We start from the raw sequence: 19,634 nt of genomic DNA on the forward strand, positions 1-19,634 counted from the left end.
TTTATACTTTCCTAATAGCTAAAAAAGGTACGGAAATCCGTACCTTTTCAAACGTTTAGCTTTCAGCGTCTAGGGGCTTCCGCTTTTCTTTTTAAAATACTATTTTTTCTTGTAAAAAACTCACCAGTTCTGTAATTGAAATTCGTTTCTGTTCCATTGTATCCCGGTCTCTAACGGTAACCATGTTGTCTTCTTTTGAATCAAAATCATAAGTAATACAGAATGGTGTTCCAATTTCATCATGGCGGCGATAACGTTTACCGATAGAACCAGCTTCATCATAATCAACTGTGAAATATTTTGATAAAGTAGCAAAAACCTCTTTTGCCTCATCAGACAACTTTTTCGATAAAGGAAGTATAGCTGCTTTAAATGGTGCCAGGGCTGGGTGGAAATGCATCACTGTTCTTGTCGTACCATCTTCAAGCTCCTCCTCATCATAGGCATCAATTAAAAAGGCGAGGGTTACTCGGTCAGCACCAAGTGATGGTTCAATACAGAATGGTACATACTTCTCATTCGTTTCAGGATCAAGGTAATGGAAGTCCTCACCTGAAAACTCCATATGCTGCTTCAAATCATAATCCGTTCTCGAAGCAACACCCCATAATTCCCCCCAGCCAAATGGGAACTTAAATTCAAAATCAGTAGTCGCATTACTATAGTGCGAAAGTTCATCTTCGGAGTGATCGCGCAGCCTTAGATTTTCTTTTGTAAGGCCCAATGATAATAACCATTCTTCGGCAAAATGCTTCCAATAGTCAAACCATTTTAGTTCTTCACCTGGCTTACAGAAAAATTCAAGTTCCATTTGTTCGAACTCTCTTGTACGGAAGGTAAAGTTACCAGGTGTAATTTCATTACGGAAGCTTTTTCCGATTTGAGCGATACCAAAAGGCAATTTCTTTCTCATCGTACGCTGCACATTTTTAAAGTTAACGAAAATACCCTGAGCTGTTTCCGGTCGAAGAAAAATTTCATTGGTGCTAGATTCTGTTACGCCTTGGAAAGTTTTAAACATCAAATTGAACTGACGGATTCCAGTAAAGTCATGGCTGCCACAGTCAGGGCAGGCTATATGATGTTCTTCGATCAACTCTTCCATTTTTTCGAATGGCAATCCATCAACAACCATTTCCATCCCTTTTTCATCAAGCGCATTTTCAATTAATTTGTCAGCGCGATGACGTGCTTTACAATTTTTACAGTCAATCATTGGGTCATTAAAGTTACCGATATGCCCGGATGCTTCCCATGTACGGGGGTTCATCAGGATGCTTGCATCCAACCCAACATTGTAAGGGGACTCTTGAACGAATTTCCTCCACCAAGCTGCCTTAATATTGTTTTTAAATTCCACGCCTAACGGACCGTAATCCCAAGTGTTTGCAAGCCCTCCATAAATCTCAGAACCTGGAAAAATAAATCCTCTGTGCTTTGCATGAGAAACAATTTGATCCATAGTTACATTCATCTTTTTTTCTCCTTTTCTAATGAAAATAAAAAACTCTCGTCCCTATGCTTTATAAGCATAGGGACGAGAGTTACCCGCGGTTCCACCCTATTTGCTGCTAGTATTGCAGCCTCCTTAAATCGTGTTCATCAACACGCGATTGCTCAGGAACGCCTTCGTTAGTGCCCTATACCCTAGCTCACACCACCCTAGGTTCGCTTTTATAGAGATGACCAAGTACTACTTTCCGTCACAGCAATTATTATTTTAAACAGAATTTTAACTAAAACTCCAAACATTGTCAACAAGGCAATTATAAGAGGTTGCGAAAATGATCCATGGAATTAAGAAATTTCTTAGTTTTGAGATGAAGCCCTGAATACTCTTCATAGTAGGCAGTAATTACTTTTTTTAATTCTTCCTTCGTTTCGTCTTTAACGGAAATAGTTCCTAACCTTGAAAGATCAAAATAATAAAATAGCCGCAATAAATTAACCGAGGCTGGTGATATTTTAAAATGGTACGGATCCTTATCCAAGCATCGGTGACAAATAAACCCGCCTTCACGAATTGAAAAAGAAAAATGTCCGTCTGTACTGCCGCAAACGGAACATTGATTTAGGATTGGATATAAGCCCATTACATTTAACATTTTCATTTCATAAATATTCATAAGAATATTTGGATCATAGCCCTCATTCATGTAATTCAATGTTTGATAAAGCAATTCAAAATGAAACGGGTTTGGTTTTTTTTCTTCTGTACATTTATCGGTTAATTCAACAATATAACTGGCATAGGCAGTTAAAAAGATGTCTTCACCAATTGAGCGCATGGAGGTATTGATTTCTCCTTGCTGCAGGCTTCCTAAGCCGGAACCTCTTTGTACGAGAAAATATCCATGTGTAAAAAGCTGTGTAATGGAGGAAAGACGGCTGTTAGGCTTTTTAGCTCCCCGTGCCATAATGCCAACCTTTCCCCATTCCCTTGTATATAAGGTTACAATTTTATTAGTTTCACCATAATCTGTTGTTCTAATGACGATGCCTTCGCACTTCTGAAGCATTAAAAGTCACCTTCTTAAATCGCACGCAAGACTTGCTTATGAAACGGGAAAATCGATTTGTGCTAGACCTTCATTCTGATTTCCGGGTATTTCTTGGTTTTCCTTCTCAAGCTCTTTGAAGAGAAGATATGTGTCAATATTACCTGTTTGGAGGAATACTTTCCACGTAAAATCCATCATTGAAAACCCCACCTTTCATTATTTAGACTAGCCTAAAGTTGCATCCCAAGCCTTACAATTATCATAGCCTGCCTTCGCCAAAATCATAAGACGAAATATTTGTTAATGTTGTCCATGCATAATCTTGTCAATAGGGTAATATTTTAATTAGGGTTACTATGTTAGTATTCATCTTCATTGAAGCCATAATCACGAAGCTGGGACATCTTATTACGCCAATCCTTCTGGACTTTAACCCAAAGCTCTAAAAATACTTTTGATCCAAGGAGATTTTCAATATCTACACGAGCTCGTTTTCCAATTTCTTTCAGCATACTTCCTTGTTTCCCAATAATAATCCCCTTTTGTGAATCTCGCTCTACTATCACAGTTGCCATAACATGAATAATATCTTTACCCTCTCGTCGTTCCATTTTGTCCAGCACAACAGCCAATGAATGTGGAATTTCTTCTCTTGTTAAGTGCAGGGCTTTTTCTCTAATCAGCTCAGTAATGATAAACCTTTCTGGATGATCGGTCACCTGGTCAGCAGGATAATATTGCGGCCCCTCTGGTAAGAAGGATTTAATTTGTTCTAATAAACGTTCGACATTATTCCCTTCAAGTGCAGAAATTGGCACAATTTCTTTAAAGGAATATTTTTCTTTATATGATTCAATAATCGGCAACAGATCATCTGGATGGATTTGATCAATTTTATTAATCACGAGAAAGATAGGGGTATCTACTGTTTGAAATTTTTCAAGAATAAATTCTTCCCCACGTCCAAATCCTTCCTCGGCATTTACCATAAATAAAATTAAATCAACTTCTTTTAGCGTATTTTGAGCTACCTTCATCATAAAGTCGCCCAGTTTATGTTTTGGTTTATGGATACCTGGTGTATCAATAAAAATCATTTGAGCGTCCGAAAGTGATAGCACACCTTGAATTTTGTTTCGAGTTGTTTGCGGTTTATCACTCATAATGGCAATTTTCTGACCTATTACTCGATTAAGGAAAGTAGATTTCCCCACATTTGGCCGGCCAATAATGGAGATAAACCCTGATTTATATCCGTTTTCAACCCCATTATTTAACATGTAAATCCTCCGGCGAAAAAGCATTTGGCAATAAATCTTTTACTGTAATTTCTTGAATATCTCCTTGCAGGTTTGTTAAAACCACCTTCATATCGCTCGGACATAATTCTGAAATTACTTGTCGGCATGCGCCACAAGGAGAACACGGACGTTCTGTATCGGCAACAACGGCTAGCATCTGAAAATCCCGATCACCCTCTGAGTAGGCCTTAAAAAGAGCTGTACGTTCTGCACAGTTGCACATACTGTAGGCGGCATTTTCAATATTACAGCCATGATATATTTTTCCATCTGTTGTTAACAATGCTGCTCCTACTCCAAACTTGGAATAAGGAACATAGGCTTTTTCTCTTGCCTTTTTTGCTTCTTCAATTAATTGTTCGATGTTCACAAAACTTCTTCCCTTCCAGCAAGTATCTGCTGTTTCTTTATTTTACCTCAAAAATCAGAGAAAATCATTACTTGTAATAGAAAAATTTAAAAAAGTTAGAATTTTCCCATAAATCAACTTGTCCTCAAATTGAAAGCTGATTAAATCATTTTACCGAATTAACAAATCCTTTTCAAATCAGTGTGAACAATTTCATACCAAATACTAAAACAGATTTAAAACATACGGTAAAAAGATGACAATTCCAATTACAACTGAAAGAGCAGCATAAATTAAGACAGCTCCAGCCGCCAAATCCTTTGCTTGTTTTGCGAGCGGATGATACTCTGCCGTAACAAGATCCACCACTCGTTCGATTGCAGTATTCAATAATTCTAAGGCAAACATCCCCCCAATAGCGAAAAGGATGAATACCCACTCTATTTTTGTAATCGAAAAGTAAAAGGAAACAAGTAACACAATAATCGAGCTTATAAAATGGATCCGCATGTTTCTTTCCTTCCTAAGTGCCAGTAGGATCCCTGAGAAGGCAAACGAAAATGAGCTCATTAATGGGAAAGACTTATCTTGTGAGTCCATACTCATTTAATATTTCCTTTTGAAGTGTGAACATTTCATTTTCCTCATCCTCAGTCATGTGGTCATAACCTAACAAATGCAGAAACCCATGAACTGCCAGAAAACCCAGCTCACGTATAAAGGAATGACCATATTCCATAGCTTGTTCTTTTGTTTTCGGAACAGAAATAATAATATCACCCAGAACACGAGGCATTTGAACTTCAGTTAATTCCATTTCCCCTTCACCAAGCTCTTCCATTGCAAAAGAGATAACATCTGTTGGCATGTCCTTATGTCGATATTCTCGGTTAATCTCCTGAATTCTTTCATTCGAAACAAACGTTATAGAAACTTCACTGCGCTCTTCAATCTCTTGTTTTTTTGCAGCAAAATTGATTAACCTTTCGATTTCAAGTATTTGCTGCTCTGATATTTCATTTGTTTCATCAATACAATCAATAAGTAACGTCATGCTTGATTCACCTTCTTTGTCTTATTCATTTCAGGGTACTCTATTCTCGAGTGAAAGATTCCCTTTAATGTCTCACATAGCGTGTGAGAAACGGTTTCAATTTCCTTGATTGTAATATCACATTCATTTAATTGACCATCCTGTAGTCGGTCAGCCACAATTTTCTTAACCAGAGATTCAATTAATTCTGGTGTTGGCTGAGATAAAGAGCGAACTGCTGCCTCGACACTATCGGAAATCCCAACCACGGCAGACTCCTTTGTCTGTGCCTTCGGGCCGGGATATCGAAACTCCTCGTCCCTTATTTCAGCATCATTTTGAAGTGCTTTATGGTAAAAGAATTTTAGCAATGTTGTCCCATGATGCTGCTCGGCAATATCAATAATTTCTTTAGGCATATGATATTTCTTTAAAATAGCAGACCCGTCTGTGACATGTGCAATAATAATATTCGCACTTTTGTCGGGCGGCAAGCGATCATGGGGATTATCATGATGCATTTGGTTTTCAATAAAAAAGTTTGGTCTTTTAGTTTTCCCAATATCATGATAATAGCTTCCAACTCGAGCCAAAAGCCCATTAGCTCCAATGGCCTCACAGGCAGATTCCGCTAAATTGGCTACCATAACACTATGATGATAGGTTCCTGGAGCTTCCATTAATATTTTTCTAAGAAGCGGATGGTTAGGATTCGAAAGCTCTATAAGCCTCATCGTCGAAAGAATTCCAAAACTAGCCTCAAAGAAAGGAAGTAATCCAATGGTTAAAACAGCAGAACCAATTCCGGAAACAAGGGCGGTAATAAGGTAATACCCATATTCTATCCCTGAAAACTGCCCGTTTGGTAAAAACATTAACGCACATATTGTCAAAACATTGACAATTGCAGCAAATGTTCCAGCTTGTAAAATCTTTGTACGATGATTCTGTGTGTTCAAAAATAGGATAGCTGCTAAGGCACTGAAGAGGATATAAATTCCTTCAGAAAAATTAAGTGTCCCAGTAACCCCTTCGTTAAATAAAATGCTCCCAGAAACCGCCATAATGATCGACATAAGAATTGCAAGCTTTTCATCAACTAAAATCTTAATTAACATTCCTCCCATTGCAGCAGGAAAAATATAACCGATGCCAGCAAAACTAAAAATTTGAAGCACACTAATAATTTTCATAATGGAAATGGTGAGAATGAAAATAATCCCAAACAATAACATGAACGTTTGCCTTTTCTCAGGATGAGATTTCATTTGATAAAAATAATAATAAATCGCTGTAACAATGATGGTGATCAGCACAACCAATCCAATAAATGGTTTAAAAGATTTATCATTATTTAATAGACCGACCAATTTTAATTGCCGATAAATATCTTGATTAATTAACTTACCTTCCTCGACAATAATTTGCCCTTGCAGGATTTTCACTGGTTCTACGCTTTCTGCCGCCTGCTGCCTGAGTTCTTCTGTTGCACTAGGATCATAAAATTCATTTTGAATGACAGCGTATCTGCCTAGGTCAATTGCAGCCAATTTTAAATTATCATTTAAAGTTGTATATTTTAATTCTTCCTCGACCCTTTTTTTAGCATTTTCTACTTCATCAGATGAAATTCTTTTTGTCATAACATTGTTAATCGCTGTAACTGTTAAATCCTTTGCAATCGACAATTCATCATTATTGGCTTGGACTAAAGCAGAAAAAACTTGATTTGAAAGATCCTTCGAAACATTTGCCGTCAATTTAGATTTTAATCTTGTCACTTTATCAGCGACACTCGGTTCCTCTTTAGCAGTTTTACCCTCGATAGATACTTCTTCCTGCTTCTTCATTTCTTCTTTTATTTCATTATTTACCTCTACAGCTGCTTGAAAAATAGATGTGATTAAATCAACGCGATTTTGGGTGTACTCATTTTTCAAGACGTAGACAGGCTGAACCTGGTTAATGGCTTCTTTACGCTTATTTTCAGTACTTTTCTTATCCTCTACTGTCCCAGGGGATCGAATCGTTTTTTCAGCAACCGAAAACAAACTTAAATCCAATTTTTCAGGTTTTACATTACTATACATGGCTCCAAAGAGGACAATTCCTAGTACAAGAAAAAATAATATCTGAAAAAAAGTAATATCGAGTAACTTTCGTATCCGTATGAAATGATGCTGTAGTTTATCCAACTAAATCCCCCCGACCACGGCCCATGAATCATTGTTATTGCGAAAGAATATACAAAATATGCTATATGTAAAATGATAACAGTTTTTTTAAGAAGTTTCACCTTATAATGTGAAACTTCAATCAGGAGAAAGAGTTTTTTCATCCCTCACCGATTGATTGTTGAACCAATCAGGCTTTTACGGGAAGTTGTCCCAACTTTTTCTCATTAGTTCTTTCAAAGTTTTAACTCAGGGGTCTTACTGCCCGTTAATACGGGATAAAAATCAGAAGAACCACGGTAAATGAAAAAGGGATAAACCCTCCGAGGTTTATCCTAGACTTTATTGCTGTATGGCCTTTTTCTCATAGGCTTCGATAATTCTGCCGACAAGTGGGTGACGGACAACATCACTTTGTTCTAAAAAGATAAACGAAATGCCGTTTACATTTTGCAAAATTCCTTCTGCCGCAATAAGACCTGATTTAGCACCCCTTGGCAAATCAATTTGGGTTTGATCGCCTGTTATCACCATTTTCGAGCCAAAGCCGAGTCTTGTCAAAAACATTTTCATTTGCTTATCGGTAGTGTTCTGCGCCTCATCTAAAATAACAAACGCATCTTCCAACGTGCGGCCTCTCATATAGGCAAGAGGAGCAATTTCAATTGTCCCGCGTTCAATTAACCTTTGGGTATGCTCTGCCCCGAGAACATCATGTAATGCATCGTACAAGGGTCTTAAATATGGATCTACCTTTTCTTTTAAATCTCCCGGGAGGAATCCAAGACTCTCGCCTGCCTCGACAGCAGGCCTGGTTAAAATAATTTTATTTACCTGTCCGTTTTTAAGGGCATTCACGGCCATAACTACAGCGAGATAGGTTTTCCCTGTTCCTGCAGGCCCAATTCCAAAAACGAGGTCATTTTTTTTAATGGCCGACACATATTGCCTTTGTCCGAGAGTTTTAATCCGAATTGTTTTTCCTTTTACATTTTTGCCGATTTCTTCGTCGTACAAATTCACAAAATAATCAAGTGTTCCTTTTTGCGCCATTTGGATGGCATATAGGACATCTCTTTGGCCTATGTTTATTCCCTTACGAATCACAAATATTAATCGGTCTAATATTTGTCCAGCGATACTGACCTTATCTTCATCACCTGACAAGCTGAGAGATTCACCTCTTGTGATAATGGAAACACCAAGCTCTTGCTCAATCATTTTTAAATTTTGATCAGAATTTCCCAGCAAGTTAACGGCCTCTGCGGGATTTTCAAGCTGTACATTAATCGTTGTTAATTTCTCTGTCATTCAGGAGTCTCCTTGGAAATCGGTTGTCCGACTGCAATATTTTCAATAATCTTAAAATGAATATCTAATATAACCTTACCATTTTTATACTGTTTGTGTAAAATTTTTTCGTCTATGATCATAGCATCTTCATCTAACTCGCTTTTTATATCTTTTTTCGCCAGCTCAAGCGCATTTTGTTCTGCCTCTTTTTCCGAATAGGTACGCTGGAACTCTTCTCGTTCACGAATTGTTTTATTGATATAGGAAATTGGCAGCTCCCATTTCAGAAAATGAATTTTATGAATATTTTTTTCGGTTTCATATTTCTTGAATGTTGGTTTTCCAAAACCCCAAATAGGTATTTCTACATTCCACAGTGATAGTGAATGCTTTTCCTCTTCTTTGCCAGTAAATACTTTAAAGTTGGTTACTAAAGGGAGCTTAACATGGCTTTTATACCAGGTTTCCCCCCATATCTCACCTTTAGCAGCTATCAATTCGGAAGGCCCTCCTTCTTGCCCGTATACTCCTGAAACAAGTAATTGGCCTTTTTCCACATGGTCATTAATATCAACGACCGGTTGTCCTTTTTCCACGAACCTTTTAAAAATAATAGCTTTCTTTTTGGCAATGAGATTTTGTGGCGCTAATTTCTCCGTTTTTTTCGGCTCATTCTTTTCGACAACCTGCAAATGATAGGTTGTCCCCTTTAATTCCACACCAACCCACGTCAAGGCACCAATATTATCGGTTAATCGTCTCTGAATACCTTCTACATTGTCGACAAAAAATTGTACCTTGCCAATTTTAACGCCCATCTTGTCCAATTCTTTGCGAATTTGATATTCGGTTGCCGGCTTTGCCCCTTTTATTTCAATGCCCCAAATTACATTCGATAAGAAAAAGATGATGAATAAAAAGGCGGCAGCTCCCAACATAACGCCGCTATTTTTCAACAATCTTCGTAGCAAAAATGGCGCCCCGCTTCGTCTTAAAAAGGAAATCTTACAGTTACTTTTTCGTGCATACGGTCTAATTTTCAAGGCATCCTGAACTCTCATTTTAAATGTGATTGTCTCTGTGCCATGCCTTTTTACGTTCCATATATGAAGGCCATTTTTTGTTAACACATTTAAAAAACGCTCAATCCCCTTTCCTAATACTTTCACGGTAACTCTGCCATATAGAAATTCGATCCACTGGTTCTTCATTTTGTTCCTCCCGGATTATCAGTTATATAAATGACCTGATCAATTTTTCCTTCGAGTAATATTTCTTCAGGTAAAATCGTTTTAATAACAAATGTCTTGCCTTTAATTAATAATTGACCTTGCTTTAAAAGTAAACGGAGTTCTTTATCGGTAAATGCCAGCAAGCCGCGGTGATTTTCTATATATACATGGATTTGTCCTATCATGGTAATTCGGGGCAAATCCATCATGACATCTTGAGGAAGATCCATTTTATTAGCCATCCAGTTTCGAACTCGTTGGCCCCATTTTTTTGCCATAAAAAAAGAACCCCCTTTCATCTCATATTTATGAAATGAAAGAGGGTTCTAGCACATCTTTTTCGTTTGATTTCTTAAGACCAAATTAGCCCCTTTTTGCAAAATAAGGTTTTTTAGAGCGTGGCTCTCCAAGAATTTCTGACCAAATAATCCCATTAATTAAAGTTTTTGGATCTGGATCTTTTGAAATAATGATTTCACTTTCGTCCTGTATAGCTTTCATTGTCTGTTCTTTCACCTTTTCACTTTGCAGACGCGATGCGGTCATCACCATACGACTGGATTCAGACTCTTGTCTGACTTGTAGATATTCTTTTTCAAGATTACTATTATTATTTTGCGCCAATACTGCTTTTTGCTCGGTTTTAATGGGGGTGGTTTCAGCTGGTTCATTATTGGTAAGCTCTTTAAATAGTGTTCGAATTTCCTCCATCCCATTTGCTGAAAATGGCTTTTTTTCGGACTGTCCTTGACTGCGTTTTGCTTTTCCAAATATAGTTGAAATGATAGCGACAATAATCATGAATAAAATTGTTTCCAAAATTACACCCTCCTTCTCTACCAAAGTGGGCTTTACTGGTCTTCCTTCTTCTCACCTGTCATTTTCCCAATAGAACCTCTCATATCAGTATCAGCGGAAATGTTTTTAAAGTTCATATAGTCCATCACACCGATATTACCTGATTTAAGCGCTTCAGCCATCGCAAGTGGTACTTCTGCTTCTGCTTCCACTACCTTGGCCCTCATTTCCACTACTTTCGCCTTCATTTCTTGTTCGGAAGCGACTGCCATTGCCCGGCGCTCTTCTGCTTTTGCCTGAGCAATTTTCTTATCGGCTTCTGCTTGTTCTGTTTGCAATTCTGCACCAATGTTCTTACCGATATCCACATCAGCAATATCAATCGATAGGATTTCAAAGGCTGTACCTGCATCAAGTCCTTTTGACAAAACCGTTTGCGAAATTAAATCAGGATTTTCAAGAACTTTACTATGGCTATCCGATGAACCAATTGTTGATACAACCCCCTCACCAACACGGGCGACAACGGTTTCTTCACCGGCACCACCGACGAGGCGTTCAATATTAGCACGAACGGTGATTCTAGCTTTTGCTTTTACTTCAATACCGTTCATCGCGACACCAGCGATAAATGGTGTTTCAATCACTTTTGGATTAACACTCATTTGCACTGCTTCTAAAACATCCCGTCCTGCGAGATCAATAGCGGCACAGCGTTCAAATGATAGTTCAATATTGGCACGGTGGGCGGCAATAAGTGCATTAACGACTCTATCCACATTCCCTCCGGCAAGGTAATGGCTTTCAAGCTGATTGGTAGTGACATTTAAACCAGCCTTATGTGCTTTAATTAACGGATTAACCACCCTGCTTGGTGTTACCCTTCTAAGCCTCATTCCAATTAATGTAAAAATACTAATACGGACTCCTGCAGCAAGTGCCGAAATCCAGAGCATGACCGGTACAAACGTTAATAAGATACCTAAAAAGATTAAGGCAACAACAACTATAGCAATGATAAAAATAGTTCCCCCGGATACAGCATCCATTCACGACAACCCCCTAATGAATTATTTAACTTCTCTAACAACAATTCGGGCACCTTCAACCTTTATTACTTTCACTTTGGTGTTCTGCTCAATAAAGTCCCCTTCACTCACGACATCGATTCGTTCATTATGAATAATTATTGTTCCAGCCGGCCGTAAAATGGTTAATGCGGTTCCTACCTTGCCCAAAAGATCTGTGCGGTTAATATTTGAAACATAGCCATCTTCTTTTCTGGCTGTATCAAATAAAACCATTTTATTAAAAAGAACAAGCTTTCTACCGAAGATCTTAATCATCATAAAGAAAACAAAAATAGAAATCATGATGGCAATAAAGATTGAAACCCCTATTTGCATTGCATCCTCGCCTGCTATAAAAAGGCTTAAAATTAAAGCAGCAACACCAAGCGTTCCAGCAACTGCCCCCGGCAGAAAGAACTCCAGGAAGATAAGCAGGATTCCTACGACAAATAATGTTAATGTCCCATATCCTGCAAGCCCGGCTTGAAAATGCCCATAAAAAAACACAATAAGCGCAAATACACCAATGAATCCTGCTATCCCAAATTTCGTTGAAAAAAGCTCCAACACAATTCCAACTCCCGCAATTGTCAAGAGAACGGTTACAACAATTGGATTAGTAATAAATTCAATCATTCAAGGTCCCCCTTTCTTTCTCTTTCAACTGACCCTATGTATTACGTGAAAAGGGATAAAAAGTTTCATATTTACTAAAAAATAATTTAAAAGACCGCCGGCACTAGGAGCCTGCGGTCTTTATGTCAGAATACTATGAAAGGTGTTGTTGTACAAGTTTATTTACGAGTGACCCATCTGCTTTGCCCTTTACTTTAGGCATAATTGCAGCCATCACTTTTCCCATTTCCGCTTTTGATTTTGCACCGACTTCAGCAATCGTTTCTTTAACGATTTCTGACAGCTCTTCTTCTGAAAGCTGTTTCGGTAAATACAACTCAACAATGGAGAGCTCGGTATGCAATTTATCAACTAGATCTTGACGACCAGCCTTATCAAATTCATGGAGGGAGTCTTTGCGTTGCTTTACTTCGCGAGAAAGGATTGTTAACTCTTCATCCTCGGAAAGCTCTTTTGTTCCAAGCTTGATGGCTTCATTCTGCAATGAAGCTTTTACCATCCGAATGACCGAGAGTTTGTCTTTTTCCTTGTTTTTCATCGCTTGTTTCATATCATTATTTAAACGCTCGAGAAGACTCATGTATTACACCCTCTCTTAAAACTTACGTTTTCTTGCTGCTTCAGACTTTTTCTTACGTTTTACACTTGGCTTTTCATAAAATTCGCGCTTTCTTGCCTCTTGCAAAGTACCAGTTTTTGATACTGTACGTTTGAAGCGACGAAGAGCATCTTCAAGCGATTCGTTTTTACGAACGACGGTTTTAGACATTCTCTTTCCCTCCCTCCGAAACACAACACACTTACATTCAATCCATGTACCTTGCAATTATAATATAACCTTGATACAAGGTCAACTGAATTTCACAATGAGTATCATCCATCCTAAAAAAATTACAGCCAGTCTTAGAAAGTGGCATGTCCCTTCCCTCAATGCCATAGAATGAAGTGAGGGGGGCCTAGACATGCTGTACATATTATTATTTGTACTTTGTATATTATTATTTATTTTTGGAATGACCATTATTAGGTTTGGATTATTTAATTTATCTGCAAATAAATTAAAAACATGGTTGATTAAACTAACAAGCACGCCATTAAAAGGAATGATTACAGGGACGTTCATTACTGCCCTGCTACAAAGCAGCTCAGCTGTTATGGTCATTACAATTGGATTAATTTCAGCTAGAATTATGACCTTTCCACAGTCTATTGGTATTATTCTCGGCACCAATATCGGAACAACGTTTAAAACTGAACTCATTACGTTTGATCTGGATGCTATCCTTGTTCCCCTTGCCATAAGTGGGGCATTTCTCATTTTATTTAATAATAAAAAAACAAGAAGTATCGGAATGCTCCTGTTCGGGATTGCCTCCGTTTTTACAGCTATGAAGGGTTTCGAATTATTAGCACACCCATTAACAACAATGGGTTTTATTAATAAATTTATTTTATCTATTAATGACAATCTTATCTTAAGTCTATTAGCTGGTACTGTTATCACAGCTGTTATCCAATCTAGTACTGCAATGACAGGAATTGCGATGGGATTTTTAACAGCCGGGCTTTTGCAGCTCGATGCCGGCATCGCGATTGTACTTGGAGCTAATATTGGTACATGCATTACAGCAATTATCGCATCAATCGGTGGAGGAAAAGAATCTAAACTAGCCGCATTTGCTCATGTCTGGCTCAATGTAATGGGTGTTTTGCTGTTTATCCCGCTAATTCCGATGCTTACGGAAAACGCACCATTACTTGCCAGTAAAAAGGACGTTCAATTAGCACATATAAGTGTAATATTTAACGTGGCAACCTCATTACTTGTCTTACCATTTGCAACAAAGTTTGGTGAATTGATTTTATATTTACATGATCGCCGGCCTAAACGGCCAGTATCGTGATAAAGACGGCATAATTTGCCGTCTTATTTATAGTATTAGCCTAAGTGGACATTGAGTGACCATTCTACGCTTTTTCCTTCTTCCACGGGCACTGTGATCCTCTCTGAGTGACTGTCCTACGCTTTTTCCTTCTTCCACGGGCGCTGTGACCACTCCATCTATTTAATAATCTGTGGTTACCGTAAGCCCTTTTATGATCGCAACACTTGAACTAGCTCCAATTCTTGTTGCACCGGCTTCAATCATTTTTTGGGCATCCGCTGTACTGCGGACTCCCCCAGAGGCTTTGACCCCAATCTCCGGCCCTACTGTTTGTCTCATGAGGGTAATATCTTCAACAGTCGCTCCGCCTGTTGAAAAACCTGTTGATGTTTTAACATAATCTGCACCAGCTTTTACTGAAAGCTCACAGGCACGGATTTTCTCTTCCTTCGTTAACAGACTTGTTTCAATAATTACTTTCGTAAGTGCCCTGCCTTTCGCCACTTCAACAACGGCACGTATATCTTTTTCAACTAAGTCATCATTTTTATCCTTCAATGCACCTATATTGATGACCATATCCACTTCATCGGCACCATGTTCAATCGCATTATTTGTTTCAAATGCTTTTGTTTCTGAAGTTGTTGCCCCTAACGGAAAACCTATAACCGTACAAATCTTCACACCGCTGCCCTCTAAAAACTCTTTAGCAGAACTTACCCAAGTTGGGTTCACGCATACGGAAAAGAATTTATTCTCATTAGCTTCTTGGCACAAAGTTTTAATTTGTTCCTTCGTTGCCTCTGGCTTAAGTAATGTATGATCAATCATTGCAGCAACATTAGAAGTAGTAGCCATAATTAGCCCCCTTACTTTCCTATTTAATTATCAAAAAAATTTACTGCTGATTTTAGTATGTCCAAAAATAAAAAGGACCTGTGATAGGTCCTTTTTCCTTATATAGCAGCTTCTTCTTTAGTAAAAACTTCTTCCTTAACTAACTCCGTTTCGTCAACAACTCTTACAAATTGGCCTTCATTATACGGGTAGCCTGCTTTTGTTATTTTCACTTTAACAATTTTGCCAACCATATCTTCTGTTGCAGGGAATACAACTTTCAAGTAATTATCTGTATAGCCAACATATTTTCCAGAATTGGCATCTTCCTTGTATTCCTCTTCAGGAATCACTTCTAATACTTCACCTTCAAACAGTGATGCGTATTCTTTTGCAAGCTGATCAGAAAGGGAAATTAAGCGATGAACACGTTCATTTTTCACTTCTTCGTCCACTTGATCTTCCATCCTTGCCGCAGGTGTACCAGTACGCTTAGAATATGGGAAGACATGAAGCTCAGAGAATTTATGGTCTTTAATAAAATTATACGTTTCCATAAACTCTTCTTCTGTTTCCCCTGGGAATCCAACAATTACATCAGAAGTAACAGCAAGACCTGAAAGTACTTCTTTTAGGCGATCAAGTCTTTCTCCAAAGAATTCCATCGTATATTTGCGGCGCATTCTTTTAAGAACCGAATTAGAACCGGATTGGATTGGAATATGCAGATGACGGACAACGATATTGGAGCGGTTAATAACCTCAATTACTTCATCAGTTATTTGGCTGGCTTCAATGGAGGAAATGCGCAATCGCTCCAAACCTTTTACATTTGCTTCTAAATCTCGGAGGAGCATCGCTAAATTATAATCCTTCATGTCTTCTCCATAACCGCCAGTATGAATACCAGTTAACACGATTTCCTTGTATCCCGCATCTACTAGCTGCTGTGCTTGATGGATAACTTCTTTTGGATCACGGGATCTCATAAGTCCGCGGGCCCATGGAATAATACAGAAGGTACAGAAATTATTACACCCCTCTTGGATTTTTAAAGAGGCACGTGTTCTATCCGTAAAGGAAGGGACATCAAGCTCTTCATAAACGCGATTTTTCATGATATTCCCCACACCATTTATCGGCTGGCGTTCCGCTTTATATTGTTCAATGTAGTCAAGCATTTTTACACGATCCTGCGTTCCAACTACAATATCAACACCAGGAATGGCCATTATTTCTGCAGGTGATGTTTGCGCATAACATCCAGTGACACAAATAACGGCATCAGGATTTTTCCTGACAGCCCGTCGGATCACCTGACGGCTTTTTTTATCCCCAGTATTCGTAACCGTACATGTATTGATAATATATACATCGGAATTCGATTCAAAATCAACCCGTTCGTAGCCTTCCTGTTTAAACAACTGCCAGATGGCTTCTGTTTCATAATGGTTCACCTTACATCCAAGTGTATGAAACGCTACTGTTGCCATTTGTAAACTCACCTCAATAGTTCAAAATGATAAGAAATGGCCGCAAGTGCATACAATGGGGCCGTTTCCGTTCTTAATATTCGCGGGCCTAACCCGCATAAGCCAAACCCATGTTCCTTTAAAAGCTGAACCTCTTCATTCGCTAATCCGCCTTCTGGCCCAAAAACCAAAAGTAATGATTCACCTTTGTTTATTTTTTTGAGAGTCGATGAAAAAACAGATGTTTCACCATTTCTGCTCTCGTCTTCAAAGGCTGCTAATTTATAATTAAAATCCTTGCTTTTGGTAAGCAATTCTTTAAAGCTCATCGGACTTACAATTTCAGGCATAAATGCACGATGGGATTGTTCTGCAGCTTCTTTCGCAATCTTTTGCCATCTTTCTATTTTCTTTGCTGCTTTTTTTTCATCCCATTTAACGACTGAGCGTTTTGCTGCAAATGGTAGAAACTGATGTGCACCTAGTTCCGTACCCTTTTGGATAATCCATTCCAGCTTGTCCCCTTTTGGCAGCCCGCTTGCTATCGTAATTGAAATCGGAAGTTCTGTAACCTCATCTTTCCATTGTACAACGTCTGCAACGACACTTTCATCGGTAATTTCTGCAAGCCTGCATACTGCTTGTTTTCCTTCTGGATCAACACAAATGATTTGATCGCCGATTTGCATGCGCATAACCTTCACAATATGATGGCGGTCTTCTTCAACAATAAAAAAACGATCATCATTTGCTTGTTTGTTCACAAAGTAGCGTTGCACACTTTTGCACCCTCTCTAAAACAATTTACTCCTTATTTTACATAAGATAAAACAAGAATAAAAGAAAGAAATAATAAAAAGGGGTCCGCTTTACACCCCTTTTTCATCATTATATCCTTTTAGCAATAATGGCAACCCAATCTTCCATCAGCATCGTTTCGGAAATTTCAAATCCTGCTGCCACAATGGCATCTTTCACCTGATCCTTTTTCTGCTGAATAATTCCAGATGCAATAAACACCCCACCCGGTTTAACTACACCGGCAACATCATCAGTGAATCGTAAAATAACTTCCGCTAAAATATTCGCTACAACCACATCGGCCGAATCTTCTTCTACCCCATCCAGGAGGTTATTTTGGGAAATGGATACTATTTTACTTACCTTATTTAACTTGATATTCAATTTTGCTGATGTTACAGCCACTTCATCAAGATCATAGGCTCTAACATCCTCTGCACCAAGCATAGCTGCAGCAATGGTGAGTACCCCAGAGCCAGTTCCAACATCAATCACTCGGTCACCCGGAAGAACAGTTCTTTCAAGGGCTTGGATACACATAACTGTTGTTGGATGTGTCCCAGTTCCAAAGGCCATACCAGGGTCTAATTCAATGATCAACTCATCACTGCTGACAGGTTCATAAATTTCCCATGTAGGGACAATGGTGAATTTCTCAGAAATTTTAACAGGGTTATAGTATTTCTTCCATGCGGTTGCCCATTCTTCTTCGTGCACTTCACTAATCGTTACATCATTTTTACCTAAATCAATATCATAAATAATGAGGTTATTGATTGATTCCTTAATAGCTTCAACGGTTTCTCCTAAGAAACTGTTAACAGGCAGATAGGCTTTAACAATAACGCCTTCCTCCGGATAATCATCTGGATTAAGTTGGTAGATTTCTCCAAATTGATCTTCCCTTTTCTTTGTCAATTCAAATGGATCTTCAATTACTACACCGCTCGCCCCAGCTTCATGCAATATATGTGAAATAGGTTCGATCGCCTCATTTGTTGTGTGGATACTAATTTCTGACCACTTCATTCTACCAACTCCAATCCTTACTCGCTCTTAAAAGCACGTTTTACTTTTGAGAAGAAACTTTCTTCATGTTCACCAATAGGAGATGAGCCGCTAAGCTCTGCAAATTCCTTGAGAAGCTGCTTTTGTTTATCTGAAAGTTTTGTTGGTGTGATAATCCGGACGATAATGTACTGATCGCCTACGCCATACCCACGTACATTTGGAATCCCTTTTCCTTTCAAACGGAACTTTTTACCCGTTTGTGTACCTGCCGGGATTTTAAGCTTTACTTTTCCGCTTAAAGATGGTACCTCAATTTCATCACCCAATGATGCTTGAACAAACGTGATTGGCATTTCACAATAAATATCATCGCCATCTCTTTCAAAGAACTCATGCGGGCGCACTTGGAAAACAACATAAAGGTCTCCAGCCGGTCCGCCATTAAATCCTGGTTCCCCTTGGCCAGCCATGCGAAGCTGTTGCCCATCATCAATGCCTGCAGGAATTTTAACATGAATTTTCTTTCGCTTTTGCACTTTTCCTTTACCGCCGCAGGTAGAACATTTATGTTTAATTTCTTTCCCTGTGCCATTACAGTGATGGCATGTACGACGATTAACAATTCTTCCAAATGGGGTATTTTGTTCCACATTTAACTGCCCTGTTCCTTGACAATGCTGACACGTCTCCGGTTTCGTTCCAGGCTTTGCACCGGAGCCGCTGCATGTACTGCATGTTTCTTCACGTGGAATTTCAATATCTGTTTCTTTTCCAAATGCTGCTTCTTCAAAAGAAACAGTCATTGTATACTGTAAGTCGGCACCTTGTCTTGGCGCATTTGGATCACGTCTTCGAGACCCGCCACCGCCAAAGAAAGTATTAAAGATATCTTCGAAGCCGCCAAAGCCGCCGCCAAAATCAGCTCCACCACCAAAGCCTTGGTTCGGATCGGTATGGCCGAATTGGTCATAATGAGCCTTCTTTTGATCATCGCTTAACACTTCATAAGCTTCAGCAATTTCCTTAAATTTATCAGCCGCATCCGGCTCTTTATTAATATCTGGATGATATTGTTTAGAGAGCTTACGATATGCTTTTTTTATTTCATCCTTTGAAGCGCCCTTACTTACACCAAGCACTTCATAGTAATCTCGTTTACTCATGATTACCACTCCCGAATCTGTCACATAAAAATTATTCTAACACCGATATTGGTGCTATTGCAATAAAAAAGCCAAAG

Annotated in this window: 22 protein-coding genes; 1 reads left to right on the plus strand and 21 read right to left on the minus strand. The window is 38.7% G+C overall.

Annotation, left to right across the window (positions count from 1 at the left end; translation table 11 throughout):
• Positions 1–91: 91 nt before the first annotated feature.
• The 16 genes from V7150_RS06410 to rpsU form a co-directional block, all read right to left on the minus strand.
• On the minus strand, positions 92–1,474 hold the full coding sequence (locus V7150_RS06410; RefSeq protein ID WP_335515075.1) for a glycine--tRNA ligase: 1,383 nt from the start codon (positions 1,472–1,474) through the stop codon (positions 92–94).
• Between the two features lie 292 nt (positions 1,475–1,766).
• Positions 1,767–2,519: a DNA repair protein RecO gene (gene recO, locus V7150_RS06415; RefSeq protein ID WP_283919506.1), complete on the minus strand. Its 753-nt coding sequence runs from the start codon at positions 2,517–2,519 to the stop codon at positions 1,767–1,769.
• 36 nt (positions 2,520–2,555) lie between these two features.
• Entirely contained in the window at positions 2,556–2,699 is a 144-nt protein-coding gene (locus V7150_RS06420) for a YqzL family protein (protein ID WP_149871020.1), read from the minus strand.
• 161 nt (positions 2,700–2,860) lie between these two features.
• Positions 2,861–3,781, minus strand: coding sequence for a GTPase Era (gene era, locus V7150_RS06425; protein ID WP_335515083.1), 921 nt, complete (start codon positions 3,779–3,781; stop codon positions 2,861–2,863).
• On the minus strand, positions 3,771–4,172 hold the full coding sequence (locus V7150_RS06430; protein ID WP_335515085.1) for a cytidine deaminase: 402 nt from the start codon (positions 4,170–4,172) through the stop codon (positions 3,771–3,773). Before V7150_RS06430 ends, era begins: the two co-directional genes overlap by 11 nt.
• 204 nt (positions 4,173–4,376) lie before the next feature.
• Positions 4,377–4,757: a diacylglycerol kinase family protein gene (locus tag V7150_RS06435; RefSeq protein ID WP_335515087.1), complete on the minus strand. Its 381-nt coding sequence runs from the start codon at positions 4,755–4,757 to the stop codon at positions 4,377–4,379.
• Positions 4,735–5,205, minus strand: coding sequence for an rRNA maturation RNase YbeY (gene ybeY / locus V7150_RS06440; protein WP_335515090.1), 471 nt, complete (start codon positions 5,203–5,205; stop codon positions 4,735–4,737). Before ybeY ends, V7150_RS06435 begins: the two co-directional genes overlap by 23 nt.
• On the minus strand, positions 5,202–7,379 hold the full coding sequence (locus V7150_RS06445) for an HD family phosphohydrolase (protein WP_335515093.1): 2,178 nt from the start codon (positions 7,377–7,379) through the stop codon (positions 5,202–5,204). The genes ybeY and V7150_RS06445 overlap by 4 nt, the downstream gene beginning before the upstream one ends.
• A gap of 321 nt (positions 7,380–7,700) precedes the next feature.
• Positions 7,701–8,669, minus strand: coding sequence for a PhoH family protein (locus V7150_RS06450; protein ID WP_335515096.1), 969 nt, complete (start codon positions 8,667–8,669; stop codon positions 7,701–7,703).
• The gene (yqfD, locus tag V7150_RS06455) at positions 8,666–9,862 is read right to left on the minus strand and encodes a sporulation protein YqfD (protein WP_335515099.1); all 1,197 of its coding nucleotides are present in this window, start codon (positions 9,860–9,862) and stop codon (positions 8,666–8,668) included. The genes V7150_RS06450 and yqfD overlap by 4 nt, the downstream gene beginning before the upstream one ends.
• Positions 9,859–10,161: a sporulation protein YqfC gene (yqfC, locus tag V7150_RS06460; protein ID WP_335515101.1), complete on the minus strand. Its 303-nt coding sequence runs from the start codon at positions 10,159–10,161 to the stop codon at positions 9,859–9,861. The genes yqfD and yqfC overlap by 4 nt, the downstream gene beginning before the upstream one ends.
• Positions 10,162–10,246: 85 nt before the next feature.
• Positions 10,247–10,702: a hypothetical protein gene (locus V7150_RS06465; protein WP_335515103.1), complete on the minus strand. Its 456-nt coding sequence runs from the start codon at positions 10,700–10,702 to the stop codon at positions 10,247–10,249.
• Between the two features lie 32 nt (positions 10,703–10,734).
• Positions 10,735–11,730 carry a flotillin-like protein FloA gene (gene floA / locus V7150_RS06470; protein ID WP_335515106.1) on the minus strand — a complete coding sequence of 332 codons (996 nt, stop codon included), beginning with the start codon at positions 11,728–11,730 and terminating at the stop codon, positions 10,735–10,737.
• A 21-nt stretch (positions 11,731–11,751) separates the two neighbouring features.
• Positions 11,752–12,387, minus strand: a complete 636-nt coding sequence (locus V7150_RS06475; protein ID WP_335515109.1) for an NfeD family protein — start codon at positions 12,385–12,387, stop codon at positions 11,752–11,754.
• A 133-nt stretch (positions 12,388–12,520) separates the two neighbouring features.
• A complete protein-coding gene (locus V7150_RS06480; protein WP_335515111.1) occupies positions 12,521–12,967 on the minus strand; it encodes a GatB/YqeY domain-containing protein in 447 nt (148 codons plus the stop codon).
• Positions 12,968–12,982: 15 nt separating this feature from the next.
• On the minus strand, positions 12,983–13,156 hold the full coding sequence (rpsU, locus tag V7150_RS06485; protein WP_007087607.1) for a 30S ribosomal protein S21: 174 nt from the start codon (positions 13,154–13,156) through the stop codon (positions 12,983–12,985).
• Between the two features lie 193 nt (positions 13,157–13,349).
• On the opposite strand from rpsU, the gene V7150_RS06490 reads away from it, so the two are divergent.
• Positions 13,350–14,291, plus strand: a complete 942-nt coding sequence (locus V7150_RS06490) for a Na/Pi symporter (protein ID WP_335515114.1) — start codon at positions 13,350–13,352, stop codon at positions 14,289–14,291.
• Between the two features lie 162 nt (positions 14,292–14,453).
• On the opposite strand, the gene deoC is transcribed toward V7150_RS06490, so the two are convergent.
• The 5 genes from deoC to dnaJ form a co-directional block, all read right to left on the minus strand.
• The gene (gene deoC, locus V7150_RS06495; RefSeq protein WP_335515117.1) at positions 14,454–15,131 is read right to left on the minus strand and encodes a deoxyribose-phosphate aldolase; all 678 of its coding nucleotides are present in this window, start codon (positions 15,129–15,131) and stop codon (positions 14,454–14,456) included.
• 98 nt (positions 15,132–15,229) lie between these two features.
• Positions 15,230–16,603, minus strand: coding sequence for a tRNA (N(6)-L-threonylcarbamoyladenosine(37)-C(2))-methylthiotransferase MtaB (gene mtaB / locus V7150_RS06500; protein WP_335515120.1), 1,374 nt, complete (start codon positions 16,601–16,603; stop codon positions 15,230–15,232).
• Positions 16,604–16,611: 8 nt separating this feature from the next.
• Complete coding sequence (locus V7150_RS06505; protein ID WP_335515123.1) at positions 16,612–17,361, minus strand: 16S rRNA (uracil(1498)-N(3))-methyltransferase; 750 nt, start codon at positions 17,359–17,361, stop codon at positions 16,612–16,614.
• Positions 17,362–17,470: 109 nt separating this feature from the next.
• Positions 17,471–18,412, minus strand: coding sequence for a 50S ribosomal protein L11 methyltransferase (prmA, locus tag V7150_RS06510; protein WP_335515125.1), 942 nt, complete (start codon positions 18,410–18,412; stop codon positions 17,471–17,473).
• A 17-nt stretch (positions 18,413–18,429) separates the two neighbouring features.
• Positions 18,430–19,557: a molecular chaperone DnaJ gene (dnaJ, locus tag V7150_RS06515; RefSeq protein ID WP_335515128.1), complete on the minus strand. Its 1,128-nt coding sequence runs from the start codon at positions 19,555–19,557 to the stop codon at positions 18,430–18,432.
• Positions 19,558–19,634 lie beyond the last annotated feature (77 nt).

It is taken from the genome of Neobacillus drentensis, assembly GCF_036965245.1.
Lineage (GTDB): Bacteria > Bacillota > Bacilli > Bacillales > Cytobacillaceae > Neobacillus > Neobacillus drentensis_G.